This window comes from Bradyrhizobium sp. GCM10028915 (assembly GCF_042666195.1).
GTDB classification, from domain to species: Bacteria; Pseudomonadota; Alphaproteobacteria; order Rhizobiales; family Xanthobacteraceae; genus Bradyrhizobium; species Bradyrhizobium canariense_D.
The window spans coordinates 308,978-330,060 of record NZ_JBHTFN010000065.1 but is presented as its reverse complement, the minus strand read 5'-3'; the positions used below and the strand labels follow the sequence as shown (position 1 = coordinate 330,060).

At 65.3% G+C, this 21,083-nt stretch carries 13 protein-coding genes; 10 read left to right on the top strand and 3 right to left on the bottom strand.

Annotated elements, in window-relative coordinates; all coding sequences use genetic code 11:
• Positions 1–65 precede the first annotated feature (65 nt).
• From ACFQX9_RS31295 to ACFQX9_RS31255, 9 genes are all read left to right on the top strand, one after another.
• Complete coding sequence (locus ACFQX9_RS31295) at positions 66–2,162, top strand: 3-hydroxyacyl-CoA dehydrogenase NAD-binding domain-containing protein (RefSeq protein WP_247294167.1); 2,097 nt, start codon at positions 66–68, stop codon at positions 2,160–2,162.
• Between the two features lie 217 nt (positions 2,163–2,379).
• Positions 2,380–4,074, top strand: coding sequence for a dicarboxylate--CoA ligase PimA (gene pimA, locus ACFQX9_RS31290; protein WP_377791465.1), 1,695 nt, complete (start codon positions 2,380–2,382; stop codon positions 4,072–4,074).
• On the top strand, positions 4,071–5,258 hold the full coding sequence (locus ACFQX9_RS31285; RefSeq protein ID WP_377791464.1) for an acetyl-CoA C-acyltransferase: 1,188 nt from the start codon (positions 4,071–4,073) through the stop codon (positions 5,256–5,258). Before pimA ends, ACFQX9_RS31285 begins: the two co-directional genes overlap by 4 nt.
• A 155-nt stretch (positions 5,259–5,413) precedes the next feature.
• Complete coding sequence (pimC, locus tag ACFQX9_RS31280) at positions 5,414–6,604, top strand: pimeloyl-CoA dehydrogenase large subunit (RefSeq protein WP_018454712.1); 1,191 nt, start codon at positions 5,414–5,416, stop codon at positions 6,602–6,604.
• Positions 6,605–6,736: 132 nt separating this feature from the next.
• The gene (pimD, locus tag ACFQX9_RS31275; RefSeq protein ID WP_085351715.1) at positions 6,737–7,879 is read left to right on the top strand and encodes a pimeloyl-CoA dehydrogenase small subunit; all 1,143 of its coding nucleotides are present in this window, start codon (positions 6,737–6,739) and stop codon (positions 7,877–7,879) included.
• Positions 7,880–8,026: 147 nt separating this feature from the next.
• On the top strand, positions 8,027–8,800 hold the full coding sequence (locus ACFQX9_RS31270; protein ID WP_085351716.1) for an SDR family NAD(P)-dependent oxidoreductase: 774 nt from the start codon (positions 8,027–8,029) through the stop codon (positions 8,798–8,800).
• Positions 8,801–9,166: 366 nt separating this feature from the next.
• Positions 9,167–10,669: a glycerol kinase GlpK gene (glpK, locus tag ACFQX9_RS31265; RefSeq protein ID WP_377791463.1), complete on the top strand. Its 1,503-nt coding sequence runs from the start codon at positions 9,167–9,169 to the stop codon at positions 10,667–10,669.
• A 46-nt stretch (positions 10,670–10,715) separates the two neighbouring features.
• Positions 10,716–13,163, top strand: coding sequence for a penicillin acylase family protein (locus tag ACFQX9_RS31260; RefSeq protein WP_377791462.1), 2,448 nt, complete (start codon positions 10,716–10,718; stop codon positions 13,161–13,163).
• Between the two features lie 94 nt (positions 13,164–13,257).
• Positions 13,258–13,851, top strand: a complete 594-nt coding sequence (locus tag ACFQX9_RS31255; RefSeq protein ID WP_377791461.1) for a GNAT family N-acetyltransferase — start codon at positions 13,258–13,260, stop codon at positions 13,849–13,851.
• A gap of 166 nt (positions 13,852–14,017) precedes the next feature.
• On the opposite strand, the gene ACFQX9_RS31250 is transcribed toward ACFQX9_RS31255, so the two are convergent.
• Complete coding sequence (locus tag ACFQX9_RS31250) at positions 14,018–14,965, bottom strand: threonine/serine dehydratase (protein ID WP_166517687.1); 948 nt, start codon at positions 14,963–14,965, stop codon at positions 14,018–14,020.
• A gap of 157 nt (positions 14,966–15,122) precedes the next feature.
• On the opposite strand from ACFQX9_RS31250, the gene ACFQX9_RS31245 reads away from it, so the two are divergent.
• Positions 15,123–15,752 carry a glutathione S-transferase family protein gene (locus ACFQX9_RS31245; protein ID WP_377791459.1) on the top strand — a complete coding sequence of 210 codons (630 nt, stop codon included), beginning with the start codon at positions 15,123–15,125 and terminating at the stop codon, positions 15,750–15,752.
• A gap of 6 nt (positions 15,753–15,758) precedes the next feature.
• Here the strand turns inward: ACFQX9_RS31245 and ACFQX9_RS31240 are convergent, their stop codons facing one another.
• Positions 15,759–16,766, bottom strand: coding sequence for a DUF3592 domain-containing protein (locus tag ACFQX9_RS31240; protein ID WP_377791458.1), 1,008 nt, complete (start codon positions 16,764–16,766; stop codon positions 15,759–15,761).
• 448 nt (positions 16,767–17,214) lie between these two features.
• Entirely contained in the window at positions 17,215–21,078 is a 3,864-nt protein-coding gene (gene metH, locus ACFQX9_RS31235) for a methionine synthase (protein WP_377791457.1), read from the bottom strand.
• Positions 21,079–21,083: the final 5 nt, after the last annotated feature.

The window sequence follows — 21,083 nt, the reverse complement described above, 5'->3', positions numbered from 1 at the left end:
CAAGATGCGGAATTAAATTCTGCAGTGCGAAATTGAACAAAGTTACCCCACCAAGGAGGGACACCGTGAGCGAAGTGGTCAAGCTTGAGCGTCATGACGAAGTCGGGATCGTCACGGTCGACAGCCCTCCGGTCAACGCGCTGAGCGCCGCGGTTCGTGGCGGAATTCTGGAGTGCATCAAGGCCGCGGTCGCCGATCCCGCCATCAAGGGCATCGTGCTGACCTGTGCCGGCCGCACCTTCATCGCGGGCGCCGACATCACCGAATTCGGCAAGCCGCCGAAGCCGCCCGCCCTTAACGACGTGCTTTCCGAGATCGAGAATTCACCGAAGCCGGTCGTGGCCGCGATCCACGGCACCGCGCTCGGCGGTGGCCTCGAGGTCGCGCTCGCCTGTCATTTCCGCGTCGCGGTGAAGGAAGCCAAGCTCGGCCTCCCCGAGGTGAAGCTCGGCCTGCTGCCGGGCGCCGGCGGCACCCAGCGCCTGCCGCGCGCGGTTGGACCGGAGCTCGCGGTCAAGATGATCGTCGGCGGTGATCCGATCGGAGCGGCGGAAGCGCTGAAGAACGGTCTGATCGAGGAGATCGTCGAGGGTCCGGCCGCCGGTGGCGAAGCCTTCGTACGAAAGCTGCTGGCTGAAAAGCGTCCGCTGCGCCGCCTGCGTGACGACGACTCCAAGATCGCGGCGGCCAAGGCCGACCGCTCGATCTTCACCAATGCGGTCGCCGCCATGACCAAGAAGTCGCGCGGCCTGGAAGCGCCGTTCGCGGCGGCCGACGCCGTCGGCTACGCCATCGACCTGCCGTTCGACGAAGGTCTGAAGAAGGAGCGCGAGGGCTTCCTGAAGCTCGTCGCCAGCGATCAGTCCAAGGCGCAGCGTTATGCCTTCTTCGCGGAGCGCGAGGCCAGCAAGATCGCCGGCGTTCCTGAAGGGACCAAGCCGCGGCCCGTGAACCGCGTCGCCATCCTCGGCGCCGGCACGATGGGCGGTGGCATCGCGATGTCCTTTGCCAATGCCGGCATTCCCGTCACCTTGATCGAGACAGGCGAGGAGCAGCTCAAGCGCGGCATGGGCATCATGCAGAAGAACTGGGAAGCGACCGCGGCACGGGGCGGCATCCCGGCGGATGCGCCCGCGAAGCGCATGGCGCTGATCAACGGCGTCGTGGGCATCGAGAACGTCGGCGACGCCGACCTCGTCATCGAAGCCGTGTTCGAGACCATGGCAGTGAAAAAGGAAGTGTTCGGCAAGCTCGACCAGTACGTCAAGCCGGGCGCCGTGCTCGCCTCCAACACCTCCTACCTGAACATCGACGAGATCGCGAAGTCGACCAAGCGTCCGCAGGACGTGCTCGGCATGCACTTCTTCTCTCCCGCCAACGTCATGAAATTGTGCGAGATCGTGCGCGCCGACAAGACCGCGCCGGATGCCCTTGTGACGGCGGTCTCGATCGCGCGCAAAATCGCAAAAGTGCCGGCCGTGGTCGGCGTCTGCGACGGCTTTGTCGGCAACCGCATGCTGGCCCAGCGCGGCAAGCAGTCCGAGAAACTGCTGTTCGAAGGCGCGCTTCCGCAGCAGGTCGACGCCGTCGTGACGAAGTTCGGCATGCCGATGGGGCCGTTCGCGATGGGTGACCTCGCCGGCCTCGACATCGGCTGGCGCTCGCGCAAGGACCGCGGCATCAAGTCGGAGATCGCGGATGCGCTCTGCGAAGCCGGACGCTTCGGCCAGAAGACCGGCAAGGGCTATTACAAATACGAAGCCGGCTCCCGTTCGGCGCTGCCCGATCCCGAAGTCGAGAAGCTGATCGACGAGACGCTGCTTCGTTTGGGCCGCAAGAAGCGCGTCGTCAGCGACGATGAGATCCTCGAGCGCATGATGTACCCGATGATCAACGAGGGCGCGAAGATCCTGGAAGAGGGCATTGCCGCGCGCCCGTCCGATATCGACGTGGTCTGGCTCTATGGCTATGGCTGGCCGATCTACCGCGGCGGCCCGATGTTCTGGGCCGACACCGTCGGCCTCAAGCACATCGCCGATCGGCTCTCCTTCTACGCCAAGGAGACCAACGATCCGAGCCTCGAGCCCGCGCCGCTGCTGAAGAAGCTCGCGGCCGAAGGCAAGACCTTCGCCTCGCTCGCGGCGGGCTCGAAAGCGGCGTGATTGGATTGGCGGTGGCTGTGATGTCTCGTCCCGGGCAACGCTCTCTCCGTTCCCTCCCCCCTTGTGGGGGAGGGTCAGGGACGGGGGCAGCCCCGGGCGCCGGCGTTTGTGGCCACCTCCTTCCCCAACCTTTCCCCACAAGGGGGAAGGGAGCCGGTCCGCTTGTGCCCACCTCACACGGCATCGTCGCGGCCGCCTTGCAGAGTAACGACCCCTAATGACCCATCCCGGCGAACAGTTTTATCCCGAGGGCGTGCGCTGGGACGACACCATCGTCCAGGGCACGCTGCCTGATCTGCTGGCAAAAGCCGCCGCCGAGTACGGCCCGCGCACCGCGCTGGAATTCCGCGACCATCCGATTACCTACAGCGAACTCGCCGCGATGGCTGAGCGCGCAGCCGCCGCCTTCCTGCGCGCCGGCTACGGCAAGAACAGTTCGGTCGCGCTGTTCCTCGGCAATACGCCGGACCATCCCGTCAATTTCTTCGGCGCGCTGAAGGCCGGCGCCCGCGTCGCGCATCTCTCACCGCTCGACGGCGAGATCGCGCTGACGCACAAGGTCTCCGATTCCGGTTCGCGCCTGCTCGTCACCTCTAACCTGGCGGCGTTGCTGCCGACCGCGCTGAAATTCCTGGAGAAGGGCCTGATCGACCGCCTGGTGGTCTGCGAGGACGATAGTTGGGGTAAGGTCGGCACGCCGCAGGCTGCGATCCCCAGCGATCCCCGCATCGTCACCTTCAAGGCCTTTGTCGAGGGCGCCACCGCGCCGGCAGAGTGGCCGCAAGTGAGCGCCGACGACATCGCGCTGCTGCAATATACCGGTGGCACCACCGGCTTGCCCAAAGGCGCGATGCTGACCCACGGCAATCTCACCTCGGCCGTGTCGATCTACGACGTCTGGGGCAAGCCGTCGCGCGCGACGCGTGGCGACGTCGTCGAGCGCGTGATCTGCGTGCTGCCGCTGTTCCACATCTATGCGCTCACCGTCGTGCTGCTGTCCTCGCTCAGGCGCGGCAATCTGATCTCGCTGCATCAGCGTTTTGACGTCGAAGCGGTGATGCGCGACATCGAAATCAAGCGCGCAACCTACTTTCCCGGCGTGCCGACGATGTGGATCGCGATCGCAGCCCTTCCCGATCTCGACAAGCGCGATTTCTCCTCGCTGGCGACGATCGGCTCCGGGGGAGCGCCGCTGCCGGTGGAGATCGCGAGTTTCTTCGAGCGCAAAGTCGGCAAGAAGCTCCGCAGCGGCTGGGGCATGACCGAGACCTGCTCGCCCGGCACCGGCCATCCGCCTACAGGTCCCGATAAGCCCGGCTCGATCGGCCTGATGCTGCCCGGCATCGAGCTCGACGTCGTTTCCCTGGACGATCCCACGAAGGTGCTGCCGCCGGGCGAAGTCGGCGAGATTCGCATCAAGGGCCCGAACGTCACCAAAGGCTACTGGAATAAGCCCGAAGGATCCGCGGAGGCCTTCGTCGACGGCCGCTTCCTCACCGGCGACATCGGCTATGTCGATACCGACGGCTATTTCTTCCTGGTCGACCGCAAGAAGGACATGATCATCTCCGGCGGCTTCAACGTCTATCCGCAGATGATCGAGCAGGCGATCTATACCATACCAGGCGTGCACGAGGTGATCGTGCTCGGTATTCCCGACCAGTACCGCGGCGAGGCCGCCAAAGCCTTCATCAAGCTGAAGACGGACGCAAAGCCGTTCTCGCTCGACGAGCTGCGCGCTCAGCTCGCCGGCAAGCTCGGCAAGCACGAATTGCCGGCGGAGGTCGAATTCGTCCACGATCTGCCGCGCACGCCGGTCGGAAAGCTGTCGCGCCACGAATTGCGCCAGCGGCAGAAACCGTCACAATCCGCCCAACTTGCCACCCGACTTGCATCAGGAGATCGCGCTTGACCGACGCCGTCATCGTTTCCATCGCCCGCACCCCGATCGGGAAGGCCTATCGCGGCGCGCTCAACGCCACCGAGGGCGCAACGCTGCTCGGCCACGCCATCGGCGAGGCCGTCGCGCGCGCCAAGATCGACCCCAAGGAGGTCGAGGACGTCGTGATGGGCGCAGCACTCCAGCAGGGCGCGACCGGCGGCAACATCGCGCGCAAGGCGCTGCTCCGTGCCGGTCTCCCCGTCACCGTCGCCGGCACCACTATCGACCGGCAATGCGCCTCGGGCCTGCAGGCGATCGCGCTCGCCGCGCGTTCGGTGATCTTCGACGGTGTCGAGATCGCGGTCGGCGGTGGCGGCGAGTCCATCTCGCTGGTGCAGAACGACAAGATGAACGGCTTCCACGCGCAGGACCCGGCGCTGCTCGAGATCAAGGGCGAGGTCTACATGCCCATGATCGACACCGCCGAGATCGTCGCCAAGCGCTACGGCATCTCGCGCGAAAAGCAGGACGAATATTCGCTGGAGAGCCAGCGCCGCACCGCCGCGGCGCAGCAGGGCGGAAAGTTCAAGGATGAGCTCGCGCCGATCACCACCAGGATGGCGGTGACCGACAAGGCCACCGGTGCAGTCTCGTTCAAGGACGTCACGCTGTCGCAGGACGAGGGCCCGCGCCCCGAGACCACCGCAGAAGGCCTCGCCGGCCTCAAGGCCGTCCGTGGCGAGGGATTTTCGGTCACCGCCGGCAATGCCAGCCAGCTTTCGGACGGCGCCAGCGCGAGCGTGATCATGAGCGACAAGGAAGCGGCAAAGCGCGGGCTGAACCCGCTCGGCATCTTCCGCGGCTTCGTCTCCGCCGGCTGCGAGCCGGACGAGATGGGCATCGGCCCGGTATTCGCCGTGCCGCGCCTGCTCAAGCGTCATGGCCTGACCGTCGACGACATCGGCCTGTGGGAGCTGAACGAAGCTTTCGCGGTGCAGGTGCTGTATTGCCGCGACAAGCTCGGCATCGACCCCGACAAGATCAATGTCGACGGCGGCGCGATCGCGGTGGGCCATCCCTACGGCATGTCGGGCGCGCGCCTCACCGGCCACGCTCTGATTGAAGGCCGCCGCCGCAAGGCGAAGTACGCGGTCGTCACCATGTGCGTCGGCGGCGGCATGGGCGCGGCGGGGCTTTTCGAGGTGTTGCAGTAGCCGTCGTCCAGTAACCGTCGTCCCGGCGAAAGCCGGGACCCATACTCCGCAGCAGGAGTGTGGCACGCGAACAACAATGGCCTTCGCAAACCAACGAAGGCCGGTGGTTATGGGTCCCGGCCTTCGCCGGGACGACACATTCACAGGAGGATCCGATGGATCTCGCATTCACGAAAGAAGAGCAGGCGTTTCGCGAGGAAGTGCGGTCATTCTTCCGCGACAACGTGCCGCCGGATACGCGGCGCAAGCTGGTCGAGGGCCGCCACCTCTCGAAGGACGAGATGGTGACGTGGTGGCGCATCCTCAACAAGAAGGGCTGGGGCGTCAGCCACTGGCCCAAGCAATATGGCGGCACCGGCTGGACCTCCGTGCAGCACTATATCTTCAACGAGGAGCTGCAGTCCTATCCGGCGCCGCAGCCGCTCGCCTTCGGCGTCAGCATGGTGGGTCCCGTCATCTACACCTTCGGCAATGAAGAGCAGAAGAAGCAGTATCTGCCGCGCATCGCCAATGTCGACGACTGGTGGTGCCAGGGCTTCTCCGAGCCCGGCTCCGGCTCCGACCTCGCCTCGCTGAAGACGAAGGCCGAGCGCAAGGGCGACAAGTGGATCATCAACGGCCAGAAGACCTGGACCACGCTCGCCCAGCACGCCGACATGATCTTCTGCCTCTGCCGCACCGACCCGTCCGCCAAGAAGCAGATGGGCATCTCCTTCATCGTGTTCTCGATGAAGTCGAAGGGCGTCACGGTGCGCCCGATCCAGACCATCGACGGCGGCGCCGAGGTCAACGAGGTGTTCTTCGACGACGTCGAAGTGCCCATCGAGAACCTGATCGGCGAGGAGAACAAGGGCTGGGATTACGCGAAATTCCTGCTCGGCAATGAGCGCACCGGCATCGCGCGGGTCGGCGTCTCCAAGGAGCGGCTCCGCCGCATCCGCGATCTCGCCTCCAAGGTCGAATCCGGCGGCAAGCCGATCATTCAGGACGCGGCCTTCCGCGACAAGCTCGCGGCCTGCGAGATCGAGCTCAAGGCGCTCGAACTCACCCAGCTCCGCGTCGTCGCCGACGAAGGCAAGCACGGCAAGGGCAAGCCCAATCCGGCTTCCTCCGTGCTGAAGATCAAGGGCTCCGAGATCCAGCAGACCACCACCGAGCTGCTGATGGAGGTGATCGGCCCGTTCGCGGCACCCTATGACGTGCACGGCGACGACGGCTCGAACGAAGCCATGGACTGGACCGCCCAGATCGCGCCGAGCTATTTCAACAACCGCAAGGTCTCGATCTACGGCGGCTCCAACGAGATCCAGCGCAACATCATCGCCAAGGCGGTGCTGGGGCTGTGATCGTACACCATCAACACGCACTCACCGTCATGGCCGGGCCTGACCCGGCCATCCACGCCTAGCGCCACGAAAGAACGTGGATGCCCGGCATAAGGCCGGGCATGACGAAATCGATACCGGAGAGCAAAGAACATGGATTTTGATCTGAACGAGGAGCAGCGGCTTCTCAAGGAAAGCATCGACGGCCTCTTGACCGATTCCTACGATTTCGAGAGCCGCAAGAAGTACATGAAGGAGAAGGGCGGCTGGAGCAAAGCGGTCTGGGGCAAGCTCGCCGAGCAGGGCCTGCTCGGTCTGCCCTTCGCGGAGGCCGATGGCGGCTTCGGCGGCGGCGGCGTCGAGACCATGATCGTGATGGAGGCGCTCGGCAAGGCACTGGTGCTCGAGCCTTACCTCGCAACCGTCGTGATCGGCGGCGGCTTCCTGCGCCATGCGGGCAGCGATGCGCAGAAGGCCGCGCATGTGCCCGGCATCGTAGACGGCAGCAAGACGCTCGCCTTTGCCCAGCTCGAGAAGAACTCGCGCTACGATCTCTTCGACGTCACCACGACGGCGAAGAAGAAGGGCGACGGTTGGGTCATCGACGGCGAGAAGTTCGTCGTGCTCAACGGCGAGAACGCAGATACCCTCATCGTCACCGCGCGCACCAGGGGCGAGCGCCGCGACAAGAGCGGCATCGGCGTGTTCCTGGTGCCGGCCGACGCCAAGGGCGTCGCCAAGAAGTCGTACCCGACCCAGGACGGCCTGCACGCCGCCGACATCACCTTCACCGGCGTCGAAATCGGTGCCGATGCGGCGCTCGGCAATCCCGACGACTCGCTCGCGCTGATCGAGCGTGTGGTCGACGAAGCTCGCATCGCGCTCTGCGCCGAAGCGGTCGGCCTGATGGACGAATCGCTCAAGACCACGGTCGAGTACATCAAGACGCGCAAGCAGTTCGGGGTGCCGATCGGCTCGTTCCAGTCGCTGCAGCACCGCGCCTCCGACATGTTCGTCGCGACCGAGCAGGCGCGATCGATGTCGATGTTCGCGACCATGGCTGCTGATTTCGAGGACGCCAAGGAGCGCAGCAATGCCGTTGCCGCGGCCAAGGTGCAGATCGGCAAGTCGCTGAAGTTCGTGGGACAGCAGGCGATCCAGCTCCACGGCGGCATCGGCATGACCATGGAGGCGAAGATCGGCCATTACTTCAAGCGCCTGACCATGATCGAGAACTCGTTCGGCGACACCGACTACCACCAGCGCCGCGTGGCGGACGGTGGCGGGTTGATCTAAGGACGGTAGCTGTCATCCCCCGCGAAAGCGGGGATCCAGTACGCCGCGGCCCCTTGGTTCGAGTCTCGCCGTCTCTGGAATACTGGATCGCCCGGTCAAGCCGGGCGATGTCGTCTGAACAAGTGGCCTCAACGGAGCCCAACAACAATGAAAAACACCCCGTTCGATCTCACCGGCAAGGTCGCCGTGGTCACCGGCTCCAGCCGTGGCATCGGCCGCTCCTCCGCCGAGCTGCTCGCAAAGCTCGGCGCCAAAGTCGTGGTCTCCTCGCGCAAGGCCGATGCCTGCAAGGCAGTCGCCGACGGCATCAAGGCGGCCGGCGGCGAGGCCACCGTCATCCCCTGCAACATCGCGCGCAAGCAGGAGGTCGAGGCGCTGATCGCGGGCACGATCAAGCATTACGGCAAGATCGACATCCTCGTCTGCAACGCCGCGGTCAACCCGTATTACGGCCCGCTGCTCGACATCACCGACGAGGCCTTCGACAAGATCATGGGCTCGAACGTCAAGAGCAACATCTGGCTCTCCGCGCTTGCGATCCCGCAGATGGCCGACCGCGGCAACGGCTCAGTCGTCATCATCTCCTCGATCGGCGGCTTGCGCGGTTCGACCGTGATCGGCGCCTACGGCATTTCAAAGGCCGCCGACTTCGCGCTATGCCGTTCGCTCGCCGGCGAATGGGGCCCGAAAGGCGTCCGCGTCAACTGCATCGCGCCCGGCCTCGTCAAGACCGACTTCGCTCGCGCGCTGTGGGAAGATGAAGCGAATCTGAAGCGCCGCACCGCCACCACCCCGCTTCGCCGCATCGGCGAACCCGACGAAATCGCAGGCGCAGTGGCCTACCTCGCCTCCGACGCGTCGAGCTTCATGACGGGACAAACGATCGTCATCGACGGCGGCGTGACCACGGCGGCGCCGTAACTTCTGCTTACTTGCAATTGTACGCCGGGCGCGCTTCACTTATCCTCCGCTAGAGGGGGAGGGTCGCTTCGTGTTGCCCAGAGCGCAACGCGAGGCGGAGGGGGGTGAAGCCGCAAAGGCGGTATCGCTTGCGTCGACGAGACGGCTGCTGCTCAGAATTCGAAGCGCCAACTTCGCGGATAGTCTGTCACCCCGCCCCGGTTCGCGTTCCGCTTCGCTGCATGCGAGCCCACCCTGCCCTCCAGGGGAGGGTGGGAGGACAGCCGTCTTGACCTTCCCGCCCTAATCCGCTCCCTTTGGCGAAACACAATAGCCCTCACCGGACAACGCCGGGAAAACGCCAAAGAAACCCCAAGGTTTGCTTCCATGTCTTTCGTCCTCGCCATCGACCAGGGCACCACCTCCTCGCGCGCGATCGTGTTTCGCGGCGACATTTCCATTGCGGCGAAGGCGCAGGCCGAGTTTCCGCAGCATTTCCCTGCCTCGGGTTGGGTCGAGCACGAGCCCGAGGACATCTGGACCTCGACCGTGACGGTCTGCCGCGACGCGATCGCGCAGGCCGGCATCGGCGCAAAGGACATCGCCGCGATCGGCATCACCAACCAGCGCGAGACCACCGTGGTGTGGGACCGCGCCACCGGGCAGGCCGTGCACCGCGCCATCGTCTGGCAGGACCGCCGCACCGCCGACATCTGCGCCAAGTTGAAAGCCGACGGCCGCGAGCCCGTGATCTCGCAGAAGACCGGCCTGATCATCGACCCCTATTTCTCCGGCACCAAGGTCGCCTGGATTCTCGACCACGTCCCCGGCGCACGGGCGCGCGCCGCGCGCGGCGAATTGATGTTCGGCACCGTCGATTGCTATCTGCTTTGGCGTCTCACCGGCGGCAAGGTCCACGCCACCGACGCCACCAACGCCTCGCGCACGCTGCTGTTCAACATCCACACCGGCCAGTGGGACGACGAGCTCTTGGAGATCATCGGCGTGCCGCGCTCGATGCTGCCCGAGGTGAAGGATTCCTCCGCCCGTTTCGGCGAGAGCACGCCGGATTTGTTCGGCGGCGCGATTGCGATCTCCGGCATCGCCGGCGACCAGCAGGCCGCGACCATCGGCCAGGCCTGCTTCCGCCCGGGGATGATGAAGTCGACCTACGGCACCGGCTGCTTCGCCCTGCTCAACACCGGCACCACGCCGGTGGCCTCGAAGAACAAGCTGCTCACCACCATCGCCTACCAGCTCGGCGGAAAGCGCACCTACGCGCTCGAAGGCTCGATCTTCGTCGCAGGTTCGGCAGTGCAGTGGCTGCGCGACGGCCTCGGCATCATCAAGCATGCCGCCGAGACCGGACCTCTTGCCGATCAGTCGGACTCCATGCAGAGCGTCTATCTCGTCCCGGCCTTCGTCGGCATGGGCGCGCCGTACTGGAATCCGCGCGTGCGCGGCGCCCTGTTCGGCCTCACCCGCAACACCGGCCCGGCCGAGCTTGCCCACGCCGCCCTGGAAAGCGTCTGCTACCAGACCTTTGATCTCTGGGCCGCAATGCGCGCCGACTGGCCGAGCTCGGAGGTGGCAAGCGTCGTGCTCCGCGTCGATGGCGGCATGACCGCATCCGACTGGACCATGCAGCGCCTCGCCGACCTGCTCGATGCGCCGGTCGATCGCCCCGTGATCCAGGAGACGACGGCACTGGGCGCCGCCTATCTTGCCGGCCTCCAGGCTGGCGTCTATCCCGAGCCGACCAAATTCGCCGACAACTGGCGCCTCGAGCACCGCTTCAAGCCCAACATGAGCCAGGCGACGCGCGAGCGGAAGCTCGCGGGATGGACAAGGGCGGTGAAGGGCGTGCTCGCGAGCGACGAGGGCGAATAACGGACGCGCACGACGCGCCAAACAACAACAAACGGGAGAAACGACAATGAACACGGATCACAACCGGGTCGTCCAAAAGCTCTGCGGTGCCGCGATCTGCGCCGCGCTGCTCACCTCGACCGCCATTGCGCGTGAGAAGCCGGATCCGCTCGGAAGCGCGCGTCAGGTCAAGACCGACGTCGCCGGTCTCAATGCTCCCGCGCAGATTCTGGTCGATGTCTGGGGCATCCCCCACATCTATGCAGACAATGAGCACGACCTGTTTTTCCTGCAGGGCTTCAACGCCGCGCGCGACCGGCTCTGGCAGATCGATCTCTGGCGCAAGCGCGGACTTGGTCTGCTGGCTAAGGATTTCGGCCCGGCCTATGCCGAACAGGACAAGGCGCTGCGGCTCTTTCTCTATCGCGGCGATATGAATGCGGAATGGGCGGCTTACGGCCCCAAGGGGAGGACCTATGCGGAGGCATTCGTCGCCGGGGTCAACGCCTATGTCGCCGATGTGCGCGCGGGCAAGCGCCCGCTGCCGATCGAATTCAGGATCGCCGGTACCAGGCCGGATCCGTGGACGGCGGACGACATCGTCCGCATCCGCAGCCACGGCCTGACGCGCAATGTCGCCTCCGAGGTCAAGCGCTCGTTGGTCGCCTGTGCGGCCGGCCTCGATGCCGATCGGTTTCGCGTCAAGCTCGAGCCGGCCTGGACGACGAAGATTCCCGATGGTCTCGATCCCTGCAGCGTGCCGAAGGCGGTGCTGGCGCCTTACGATCTGGCAACGCGTCCGGTCGCCTTTGCCGCGCCGAAAGATCGCCAGGCCGCACTCGCGCACGATCCCGACAAGTACCTCACCGAGGCCGACCAGCAACGCGACACCATCGGCTCCAACAATTGGGTGATCGCGGCGTCGCGGACCGCGACGGGACGGCCGATCTTCGCCAACGATCCGCATCGCGAGCACAGCGTGCCGTCGCTGCGCTACATCGTCGGCCTCAATGCGCCCGGCCTCTCCGTGATCGGTGCGGGCGAGCCGGCGCTGCCCGGCATCTCAATCGGCCACAACGGCACCATCGCCTTCGGTCTCACCATCTTCAACGTCGACCAGGAAGACCTCTACGTCTACGAGCTCAATCCGGAGAATCCCAACCAGTACCGCTATGGCACTGGCTGGGAGGACATGCGCATCGTCCACGAGAAAGAGCAGGTGAAAGGCGAGAGCGATCGCGATCTCGAGCTGAAATTCACCCGGCATGGTCCGGTGATCTATGTCGATGACCCCAACAAGCGCGCCTTCGCCGTGCGCTCGATCTGGTTCGAGCCCGGCACCTCGGCCTATTTCGGCTCCTCCGACTACATGACCGCGAAGGACTGGAACGGATTCCTCGGCGCAATGCGGCGCTGGGGCGCGCCGTCGGAGAATCAGGTCTATGCGGACACCAAGGGCAATATCGGCTGGGTCGCCGCCGGCAAGACGCCGCGGCGCGCCAACTATGATGGCCTGATGCCGGTGCCCGGCGACGGCCGCTACGAATGGCAGGGTTTTCTCTCGCTCGACGAACTGCCCAAGGCCTATCAGCCCAAGCAGGGCTTTCTCGCCACCGCCAACCAGATGAACCTGCCGGCGGATTATCCCGTCAGCGAGCGCAAGGTCGGCTTCGAATGGGCGGACAGTGCGCGCTGGCAGCGTATCACCGAGGTCCTGAAGGCCAACAGCAAGGTGACGCTGGCCGATGCCATGGATCTGCAGAACGACGACACCACGATGCTGGGCCGGCGGCTGGTCAAGCTGTTGCAGCCGCTCACTTCGGACGATGCCAACGTGAAGAAGGGCCTCGAACTGCTCAAGCCGTGGAATGCCCGTGATGCCGCCGACAGTGCCGCTGCTGCGGTGTTCGAGGTCTGGATCGCCAATCATCTTGGACCGGTACTGTTGAAGACCACGGCGCCCAAGGCCGCCGACCTGATCGCGCCCGAGGCGTCGAGCATTTCGGCGCTTGTTGCCTTCTTGGAATCTCCAGACGCGTCGTTTGGCTCCGATCCCGCCGCCGCGCGCGACCAGATCCTGCGCGACAGCCTCGGCGCCGCGGTGGCCGATGTCACAGCCAAGCTCGGGGCCGATTCCTCAACCTGGCGCTGGGGCCGCCTGCACGTCGCAAAATTCGACCATGCTCTGATGCCGCTGGCCGACAAGGCGACGGCCGCTCAGCTCTCGGTCGGTCCGCTGGCCTACGGCGGCGCCGCCAACGTGCCGCGCGCGGCCACCTATCGCCGCACCGATTATCAGCTGTTCGCCGGCGCATCGTTCCGCATGGTGCTCGACGTCGGCAATTGGGATGCGAGCCGCACCATCAACACACCGGGCCAGTCGGGCGATCCCTTCAGCGGCCATTATCGCGACCTCGCGCCGCTCTGGGCGACCGGCCAGTATGTGCCGCTGCTCTACAGCCGCGCCGCGGTCGAGGCTGCGACGGCGGAGGCGATCACGCTGACGCCGAGATGAATGAGGCGTCTCCACAAACTCCGCCGTCGTCCTGGCGAAGGCCGGGACGACCCCGAATGTGTGGCCGGCGTTCAGCTTCAAAGGGATGCATCCCATGATCCTCCCCGACGGCTATTCCGACATCCCCGCCGGCAAGATCGCAGCCGTCGTCACTCATCTTGAGATGACCGCGCGTCCGGCGCTGCGTGACGATCCCCCCGGCGCCCGGACCCTGCGCAAGGTCGATACCCCCGCGCTTCATTGGTATCGCGACCTCCATCGCCGCGTCGGCGAGGAGTGGCTGTGGTTTTCGCGGGCGCGCATGAACGACGCCGAGCTCGCCGCAATCATCCATGCACCGGGCGTCGAGGTCTATACGCTTGTCGTGGACGGCAACGATGAAGGCCTGCTGGAGCTCGACTTTCGCGAGGCCGGCCAGTGCGAGCTGGTGTATTTCGGCGTCACCGCAAAACTGATCGGCAGTGGTGCCGCCCGCTTCACGATGAACCATGCACTTGAAATCGCATGGTCACGCGATCTGTCCCGCGTCTGGGTGCACACCTGCACCTTCGATCATCCGTCGGCCGTTGCGTTCTATCAGCGCTCCGGCTTCCGCCCGTTCCGCCGCCAGATCGAGGTCGCCGACGACCCGCGGCTCGATGGTACGCTGCCCCCGACGGCGGCGAGGCATGTGCCGATCATCGGATAGTGCCGAGCTGCCTCCTTCCCGTCATTGCGAGGAGCCCTTGCGACGAAGCAATCCAGTCTGTTTCCGCCGAGAGATACTGGATTGCTTCGCTGCGCTCGCAATGACGGAGCGTGGCGCCGTCGTCGCCTTTCATTCGGGCTACGCGCTCCCGATCATGCGAAGCTCGCTAGCTGTTGAAGTTGACTGCCGTCGTGTTGGCGCCACAAACCAGCACCGCGACCCGCTCGCCGGGTGAGGGACGATAGCGGCCGGAGAGCAAGGCGGCAAATGCGGCTGCGCCGCCGGGCTCGGCCACCAGGCGCAGGCTCGACCACAAGGCCGCCTGCGCCTGCCTGATCGCGTCGTCGGCGACCAGGACGACTCGCTCGACATGGGCCCGCGCAATCGGAAACATCAATTGTCCGACGCGGCGCGGGGCGAGACTATCGGCGGCGATGCCGCCCGCCGGCGCATCGATCGGCGCGCCCGCCGCGAAGGCGGCGTGAAGCGTTGGCGATTGCTCCGGCTCGACCGCGACGATGCGCGTCCTGCCGGCACTCCAGGCCGCCATGCCACCGATCAGGCCGCCGCCGCCGACTGCCACCAGCACCGTGTCGATGCCCGCTGCATCTTGCTCCAGCTCCATGCCGACGCTGCCCTGACCGAGCAGGGTCTCGACCTGGTCGTAAGCATGCACCGCCATGGCGCCGGTCTGCGCGACATGGGCTTCGCTGGCGGCGAGCGCGTCGGCATAGCGGCTGCCCGCAATCACGAGTTTCGCGCCATAGCCTCTGATCCGCTCGGCCTTGGCCGGCGAGGTGATGTCGGGCACGAAGATCGTGGCGGGAACGCCGAGCCGCTGCGCAGCATAAGCCACTGCCGCGCCGTGATTGCCGCCCGATGCGGCGACGACACCGGCTTCCGGCACCTGCCGCAACAGCAGGTTGGCGAAGGCACCCCGCGCCTTGAACGATCCGGAATGCTGCAGCATCTCAAGCTTGAAAATGACGGGCGATGCCAGCAGGCCAAAATCGGCGAGATCGGCCTCAACCAGCGGCGTGCGCCGTATGTGCGGACGGATGACGGCCTCGGTCGCCGCGATCCGCTCCCGATTGATGTCCATTGTTGCTGTCATGATGCCGTCCTTGATAACGCATCCGGCAGCCGCTGTCGCGGCGCCGTTGCATCCAACGCAATGCTCCACTTCCATGATTTTGCTTGCGCCACTGCGGCCTTGCCGTGGAAACTGATCGGCCCTGCCTCGTCCAAAAGCCAGAGAAGAGCGCAAAACCATGTTCCTGATCGGCCAATATGATTCCCCCTTCGTCCGCCGCGTCGCGATTGCGCTGCGGCTTTACGGCCTCGCCTTCGAGCACAGGCCGTGGTCGACCTTCGGCGACGCCGACAAGATCGCGCCCTATAATCCGCTGCGCCGCGTGCCGACGCTGGTGCTCGACGACGGCGAGGCGCTGATCGAGAGCACGTTCATCCTCGATTATCTCGACGAGCTCGCCGGGCCGGAGAAGGCGATGCTGCCGCGCTCCGGCGCCGAGCGCCGGCATCACTTGCGCATCTGCGCGCTCGCGTCCGGCCTCGGCGACAAGGCCGTGAGCCTGCTCTACGAACGCGTGCTGCGGAAGGAGCAGCTTACGCTATGGGTCGAGCGCTGCCAGGCGCAGATCGCGGACGTGCTGAAAGCGCTGGAGGCCGAGCGCGCCAAGGTGACCACGCCGTACTGGCTGGGTGACCGCATCGGCCACGCCGATATTGTGGTCGCCTGCGTCGTCCGCTTCACCCGCGAGGCCCATCCGCTTCTGTTCGAGCCGTCGCTCTATCCGGCGCTGTCGGCGCACGCCCACGCTTGCGAGGCGCTGGCGCCATTCAAGGAGATCGTGCAACCGCTGTCACCGCCGAAAGGGTGATCGCCGCTACGCGAACCCGACCTTGATCAGGATCGTCAGGAACAGGCCGCCGACGACCGCGCAGACCGCGGCACCGATCAGCGGCCCCAGCGCGCCTCCCCGGCTTGCAGGCTCCAGCACGGCTTGTCCGGGCTGGTCCGGATCGTAATAGACTTGGACGCTCTTCCCAGGCCGATATTTCGCCGCGGCCTCTTCGGCGACCTCGCGCAGGCCGGAGATCATGGTGCCGTTCCAATCGACTTCGGTGCCGATGAAGTCGCGCTTGCCAACCCTGTAGGCGTAGCGCAGGTCGACCTGATAGCGGTGGACGAGCTTTGAAGTCGTCGGTCGATTGTCGTGCTCGGTCTTCTCTTCGATGATTTCCTCGATCACGTCGCAATGGGTGACCCTGCCCGACGCGGTCGGCCAGCGCAGGCTGGCGCTCGCCCGCCGGCGCGTCCGGACATAATCGGCGGCGAGGAACACCCCGCCCACGAGCACGATGATCGGCACCGCGAACGCGAACAGCGGGACGCCCTTGTCGGCGTAGAGCACGTGGCCCGCGAACGAATGCGCGGTCAGGGTGGCGGCGATGACGCCGAACACCATTGTGAACGCCACCAGGGCCGCGACGTTCTGCGCGGCGGCAGGCTCCAGCAGCGCCTCTGTCGGTTGCTTCGGATCGACATGGACCTCGACATGGGCGCCGACCGGATAGCGTCCGGTCAGTTTTGCGGCCAGGACCCTCGTCGTGATGACGGTGCCGCCGACAAAGATCTTGTCGCCTTCCAGCTCCTGGCCGCCGGCCTGATAGCGATAGCGGATGATGGGCTTGGCGTCGTTCCGATCGTCCGAGGAATGCGCCGTCGGCTGGTCGACTTGGGAGACCGTGATGATGCCCTCCACCTTGTCCCAGCTCCGCGCCGCCACCATCCGGCCCCGCATGCGGATCAGATTGAACAGCGTCAATCCAAACAGCATCACGGCGATGCCGGCGGCAATCTGTGTCCACATCAATTGTTGGGCGTTCAGCATCCGATTCCCCTGCGCTTCGGCGGCGACCGCCATTGGTCGCGGCGAACGCGCTTAGCGTTCGATGCTGTGCGTTGCCCCAGCACATGCCAGGCATAGCTTCACCAATGTCGTCCTGGCGAAAGCCAGGACCCATTGCCCCAGCGGGTCATTTGGCGAAGATTGGTCGTTCGGTATTGCCTGCGATGGCCAGCAATGGATCATCCGGTATGGATGGCTTTCGCCAGGACGACAGCGAACGTGTGGCACGCGCCGTGATGGTGACTGGCGAGGGAGTATCAAACGGGCACGGTCGGCGATGATGGAATGTTACAGGTGTTTTGCCCGACGCCGCAAGCAATTTCGGTAATATCGAAAAATTATTCGGTGACACCGCAAAAATTATCGAGCTTTTTCAACCCCATGCCTACTGTGCATGGGGTTGATTTCTCGTTTTCTGTTTGGAGGGCGCCTAACCCGCGCCCGCGCGCTTCTTCTGCCAGACCAGGTGCACCGCGCAGGTGCAGCCCGGCGGATGCGACGCAAGCTCCTTCGACGTCTCGTCGTTCGCCGGCGTTGCCGTGAACGCCGCCTTGTCGCTCGCACCCTCTCGCGTCGGGATGTAGTTCAGAATCGGCGCGAGCCAGCGCTCGGTCTCGGCGACGCTCATGCCCTTGCGCGCAGCATAATCCTCGACCTGATCGCGCTCGATCTTGCCGACTCCGAAATAATAGCTCTCTGGATTGGCGAGATAGAGCCCCGACACGGAGGAGCCCGGCCACATCGCATAGCTCTCGGTCAGCTTCACGCCGGCGGTGTTCTCGGCATCGAGCAGCTCGAACAGCGTGGCCTTCTCGGTGTGATCGGGTTGCGCGGGATAGCCGGGGGCGGGACGGATGCCCTGATACTTTTCGAGGATCAACTCGTCGGTCGAGAGCGCCTCGTCCGGCGCATAGGCCCAGAACTCGCGGCGGACGCGGGCATGCATGCGCTCGGCGAAGGCTTCGGCCAGGCGGTCGGCCAGCGCCTTGCACAGGATCGACGAGTAGTCGTCATTGGCCATCTTGAACCGGTCGGCGACCACATCCTCGCCGATGCCGGCGGTGACGACGAAGCCGCCGACATAATCGGGCACGCCGGTGTTGGCGGGCGCGACGAAGTCGGACAGCGCCGCGTTGAAACGGCCCTCGCGCTTCTCGAGCTGCTGGCGCAGCGTGTGCAGCGTCGCGATCGTCCTGGTCCGGCTCTCGTCGGCATAGAGCACGATGTCGTCGCCCTGCGCATTGGCCGGCCAGAAGCCGACGGTGGCGCGCGCGCGGAACCATTTCTCCTTGACGATCAGGTCGAGCATCTTGCGCGCGTCGTCGTAGAGCGAGCGCGCGACTTCGCCGACCTTGGCGTCGTCGAGGATGGCAGGGAAGCGCCCGGCGAGCTCCCAGGTCTGGAAGAACGGCGTCCAGTCGATATAGGGCACCAGCTCGGCGAGATCGTAGTCGTCAAAGTTTCGGGTGCCGAGGAAGGTCGGCTTCACCGGCTTGTTCGCGGTGAAGTCGACCGGCACGCGGTTGGCACGGGCGGTCGCCAGCTTCAGCCGCTTCTTGTCGGCCTGGGCGCGCATATGGGCGTCCGAGATCTTTGCGTATTCGGCGCGGACTTCGGCGGCATAGGCCTCGCGCCTCTCGGGCGACAGCAGCGCCGACGCAACACCGACGGCGCGGCTGGCGTCGTTGACATGCACCACGGGGCCTGCGCGATAGCTCGGGTCGATCTTCACCGCCGTATGCACGCGGCTCGTGGTGGCGCCACCGATCAAGAGCGGCAGCTTGAGGCCTTCGCGCTGCAACTCTGCGGCGAAGAACGCCATCTCGTCGAGCGAGGGTGTGATCAGGCCGGACAGCCCGACGATGTCGGCCTTCTCCGCCTTCACCGTCTCGACGATCTTGGCCGCGGGCACCATCACGCCGAGGTCGATGACCTCGTAATTGTTGCACTGGAGCACGATGCCGACGATGTTCTTGCCGATGTCGTGGACGTCGCCCTTGACGGTCGCGAGCACGATCTTGCCGGCGGACGAGGAGCCTTCCGTGCCGATGCCGTTGGCGAGATTGCGTGCCTTCTCCTCCTCCATGAACGGCATCAGCCAGGCGACAGCCTGCTTCATCACGCGGGCCGACTTCACCACCTGCGGCAGGAACATCTTGCCGTCGCCGAAGAGATCGCCGACCACGTTCATGCCGGCCATCAGCGGTCCCTCGATCACGTCGAGTGGCCGCGTCGAGGCCTTGCGGGCCTCTTCGGTATCCTGCTCGATGAATTCGGTGATGCCGTGCACCAGCGAATGTGACAGCCGCTTCGCCACCGGCCATTCGCGCCAGGCGAGATCGGCTTCCTTGGTCTGAGTCTTGTTGCCGCGGAATCTTTCCGCAAGCGCCAGCAGACGCTCGGACGCACCGGGGTCGCGGTTGAGGATGACGTCCTCGCACACCTGGCGCAATTCGGGATCGATATCGTCATAGACGATCATCTGCCCGGCATTGACGATGCCCATGTCCATGCCGGCCTTGATGGCGTGATACAGGAACACCGAGTGCATGGCCTCGCGCACCGGCTCGTTGCCGCGGAACGAGAACGACAAATTGGACACACCACCAGAAATGTGCGCGCCCGGCAGATTCTTGCGGATCCAGCGCGTCGCCTCGATGAAGTCGACGCCGTAATTGTTGTGCTCCTCGATGCCGGTTGCGATCGCGAAAATATTGGGATCGAAGATGATGTCGTCCGGCGGGAAGCCGACGCGGTTCACCAGGATGTCGTAGGCGCGCTTGCAGATCTCGGTCTTGCGGGCGAACGTGTCGGCCTGGCCGACCTCGTCGAACGCCATCACCACGACGGCCGCGCCGTGACGGCGGGCGATCTTGGCCTCGTGAATGAATTTGTCCTCGCCTTCCTTCATCGAGATCGAGTTGACGACCGGCTTGCCCTGCACGCATTTCAGGCCGGCCTCGATCACGGAGAATTTCGAGCTGTCGACCATTACGGGGACGCGGGCAATGTCGGGCTCGGCGGCGACAAGGTTGAGGAAGGTCACCATCGCGGCTTCCGAGTCCAGAAGACCCTCGTCCATGTTGACGTCGATGATCTGCGCGCCGTTCTCGACCTGGTCGCGCGCGACCTGCAGCGCGGCGGTGTAGTCGCCGGCGGTGACCAGCTTGCGGAAGCGGGCGGAGCCGGTGACGTTGGTGCGCTCGCCGACGTTCACGAAGGGAATGGCGTCGGTCAGGATGAACGGCTCGAGGCCGGAGAGCCGCAAGCGAGGTTCGATCTCCGGCACGATGCGCGGCTTGTGCGGCGCGACCGCAGCCGCAATCGCCGCGATATGGTCCGGCGTGGTGCCGCAGCAACCGCCGACGATGTTGACGAGGCCATCGCGCGCGAACTCGCCGACCAGGCGGGCCATGTATTCCGGGGTCTCCTCATACTGGCCGAACTCGTTGGGCAGGCCGGCATTGGGATAGGCGCAAACAAGCGTGTCGGCGACGCGGCCGATATCGGCGATATGCGCGCGCAGATCTTCCGCGCCGAGCGCGCAGTTGAAGCCGATGGTGACGGGCTTGGCGTGCTGGACCGAATGCCAGAACGCTTCCGGCAACTGGCCGGACAGCAGGCGGCCGGACTTGTCGGTGATGGTGCCCGACACCATCACGGGCATGTCGATGCCACGTTCTTCCGTGATCTCGGCGATCGCGTACAGCGCCGCCTTGGCGTTCAGCGTGTCGAAGATGGTCTCGACCAGCAGCAGATCGACGCCGCCGTCGAGCATGCCGTTGATCTGCTCGCCATAGGATTTGCGCAGGTCGTCGAACGTGACGGCGCGGTAGCCGGGATTGGACACGTCGGGCGAGATCGAGGCGGTGCGGTTGGTCGGTCCGATGGCGCCGGCGACGAAGCGCGGCTTGCCGTCCTCGGCCTCGACGCGGCGTGCGGCGTTGCCGGCGAGGCGGGCGCCTTCTCGCGCCATCTCGTAGACGATGTCGGCGAGATCGTAATCGGCCTGGGCAATCGAGGTCGTGGAGAAGGTGTTGGTCGCGACGATGTCGGCGCCGGCGCGCAAGTAAGCGGCGTGGATGTCCTCGATCGCCTGCGGTTGGGTCAGGATCAAGAGGTCGTTGTTGCCGCGCAAATCGCGATGGAAGTTCTTGAATCGCTCGCCGCGGAAGGCGGCCTCGTCGAACTGGAGATTCTGGATCATCGTGCCCATGGCGCCGTCGAGCACGAGAATGCGCTCGCGCGCGGCGTTGAGCAGGGTGGTTCGCTTGGGAGAGGTGGATACGGTCATGCTGT

What these genes read in the sequence shown, in the direction of transcription:
- pimA (WP_377791465.1), top strand. Translation starts at nt 2,380, where the DNA reads ATGACCCATCCCGGCGAACAGTTTTATCCCGAGGGCGTGCGCTGGGAC.
- pimC (WP_018454712.1), top strand. Translation starts at nt 5,414, where the DNA reads ATGGATCTCGCATTCACGAAAGAAGAGCAGGCGTTTCGCGAGGAAGTG.
- pimD (WP_085351715.1), top strand. Translation starts at nt 6,737, where the DNA reads ATGGATTTTGATCTGAACGAGGAGCAGCGGCTTCTCAAGGAAAGCATC.
- ACFQX9_RS31270 (WP_085351716.1), top strand. Translation starts at nt 8,027, where the DNA reads ATGAAAAACACCCCGTTCGATCTCACCGGCAAGGTCGCCGTGGTCACC.
- glpK (WP_377791463.1), top strand. Translation starts at nt 9,167, where the DNA reads ATGTCTTTCGTCCTCGCCATCGACCAGGGCACCACCTCCTCGCGCGCG.
- ACFQX9_RS31260 (WP_377791462.1), top strand. Translation starts at nt 10,716, where the DNA reads ATGAACACGGATCACAACCGGGTCGTCCAAAAGCTCTGCGGTGCCGCG.
- ACFQX9_RS31255 (WP_377791461.1), top strand. Translation starts at nt 13,258, where the DNA reads ATGATCCTCCCCGACGGCTATTCCGACATCCCCGCCGGCAAGATCGCA.
- ACFQX9_RS31250 (WP_166517687.1), bottom strand. Translation starts at nt 14,965, where the DNA reads ATGACAGCAACAATGGACATCAATCGGGAGCGGATCGCGGCGACCGAG.
- ACFQX9_RS31245 (WP_377791459.1), top strand. Translation starts at nt 15,123, where the DNA reads ATGTTCCTGATCGGCCAATATGATTCCCCCTTCGTCCGCCGCGTCGCG.
- ACFQX9_RS31240 (WP_377791458.1), bottom strand. Translation starts at nt 16,766, where the DNA reads ATGCTGAACGCCCAACAATTGATGTGGACACAGATTGCCGCCGGCATC.
- metH (WP_377791457.1), bottom strand. Translation starts at nt 21,078, where the DNA reads ATGACCGTATCCACCTCTCCCAAGCGAACCACCCTGCTCAACGCCGCG.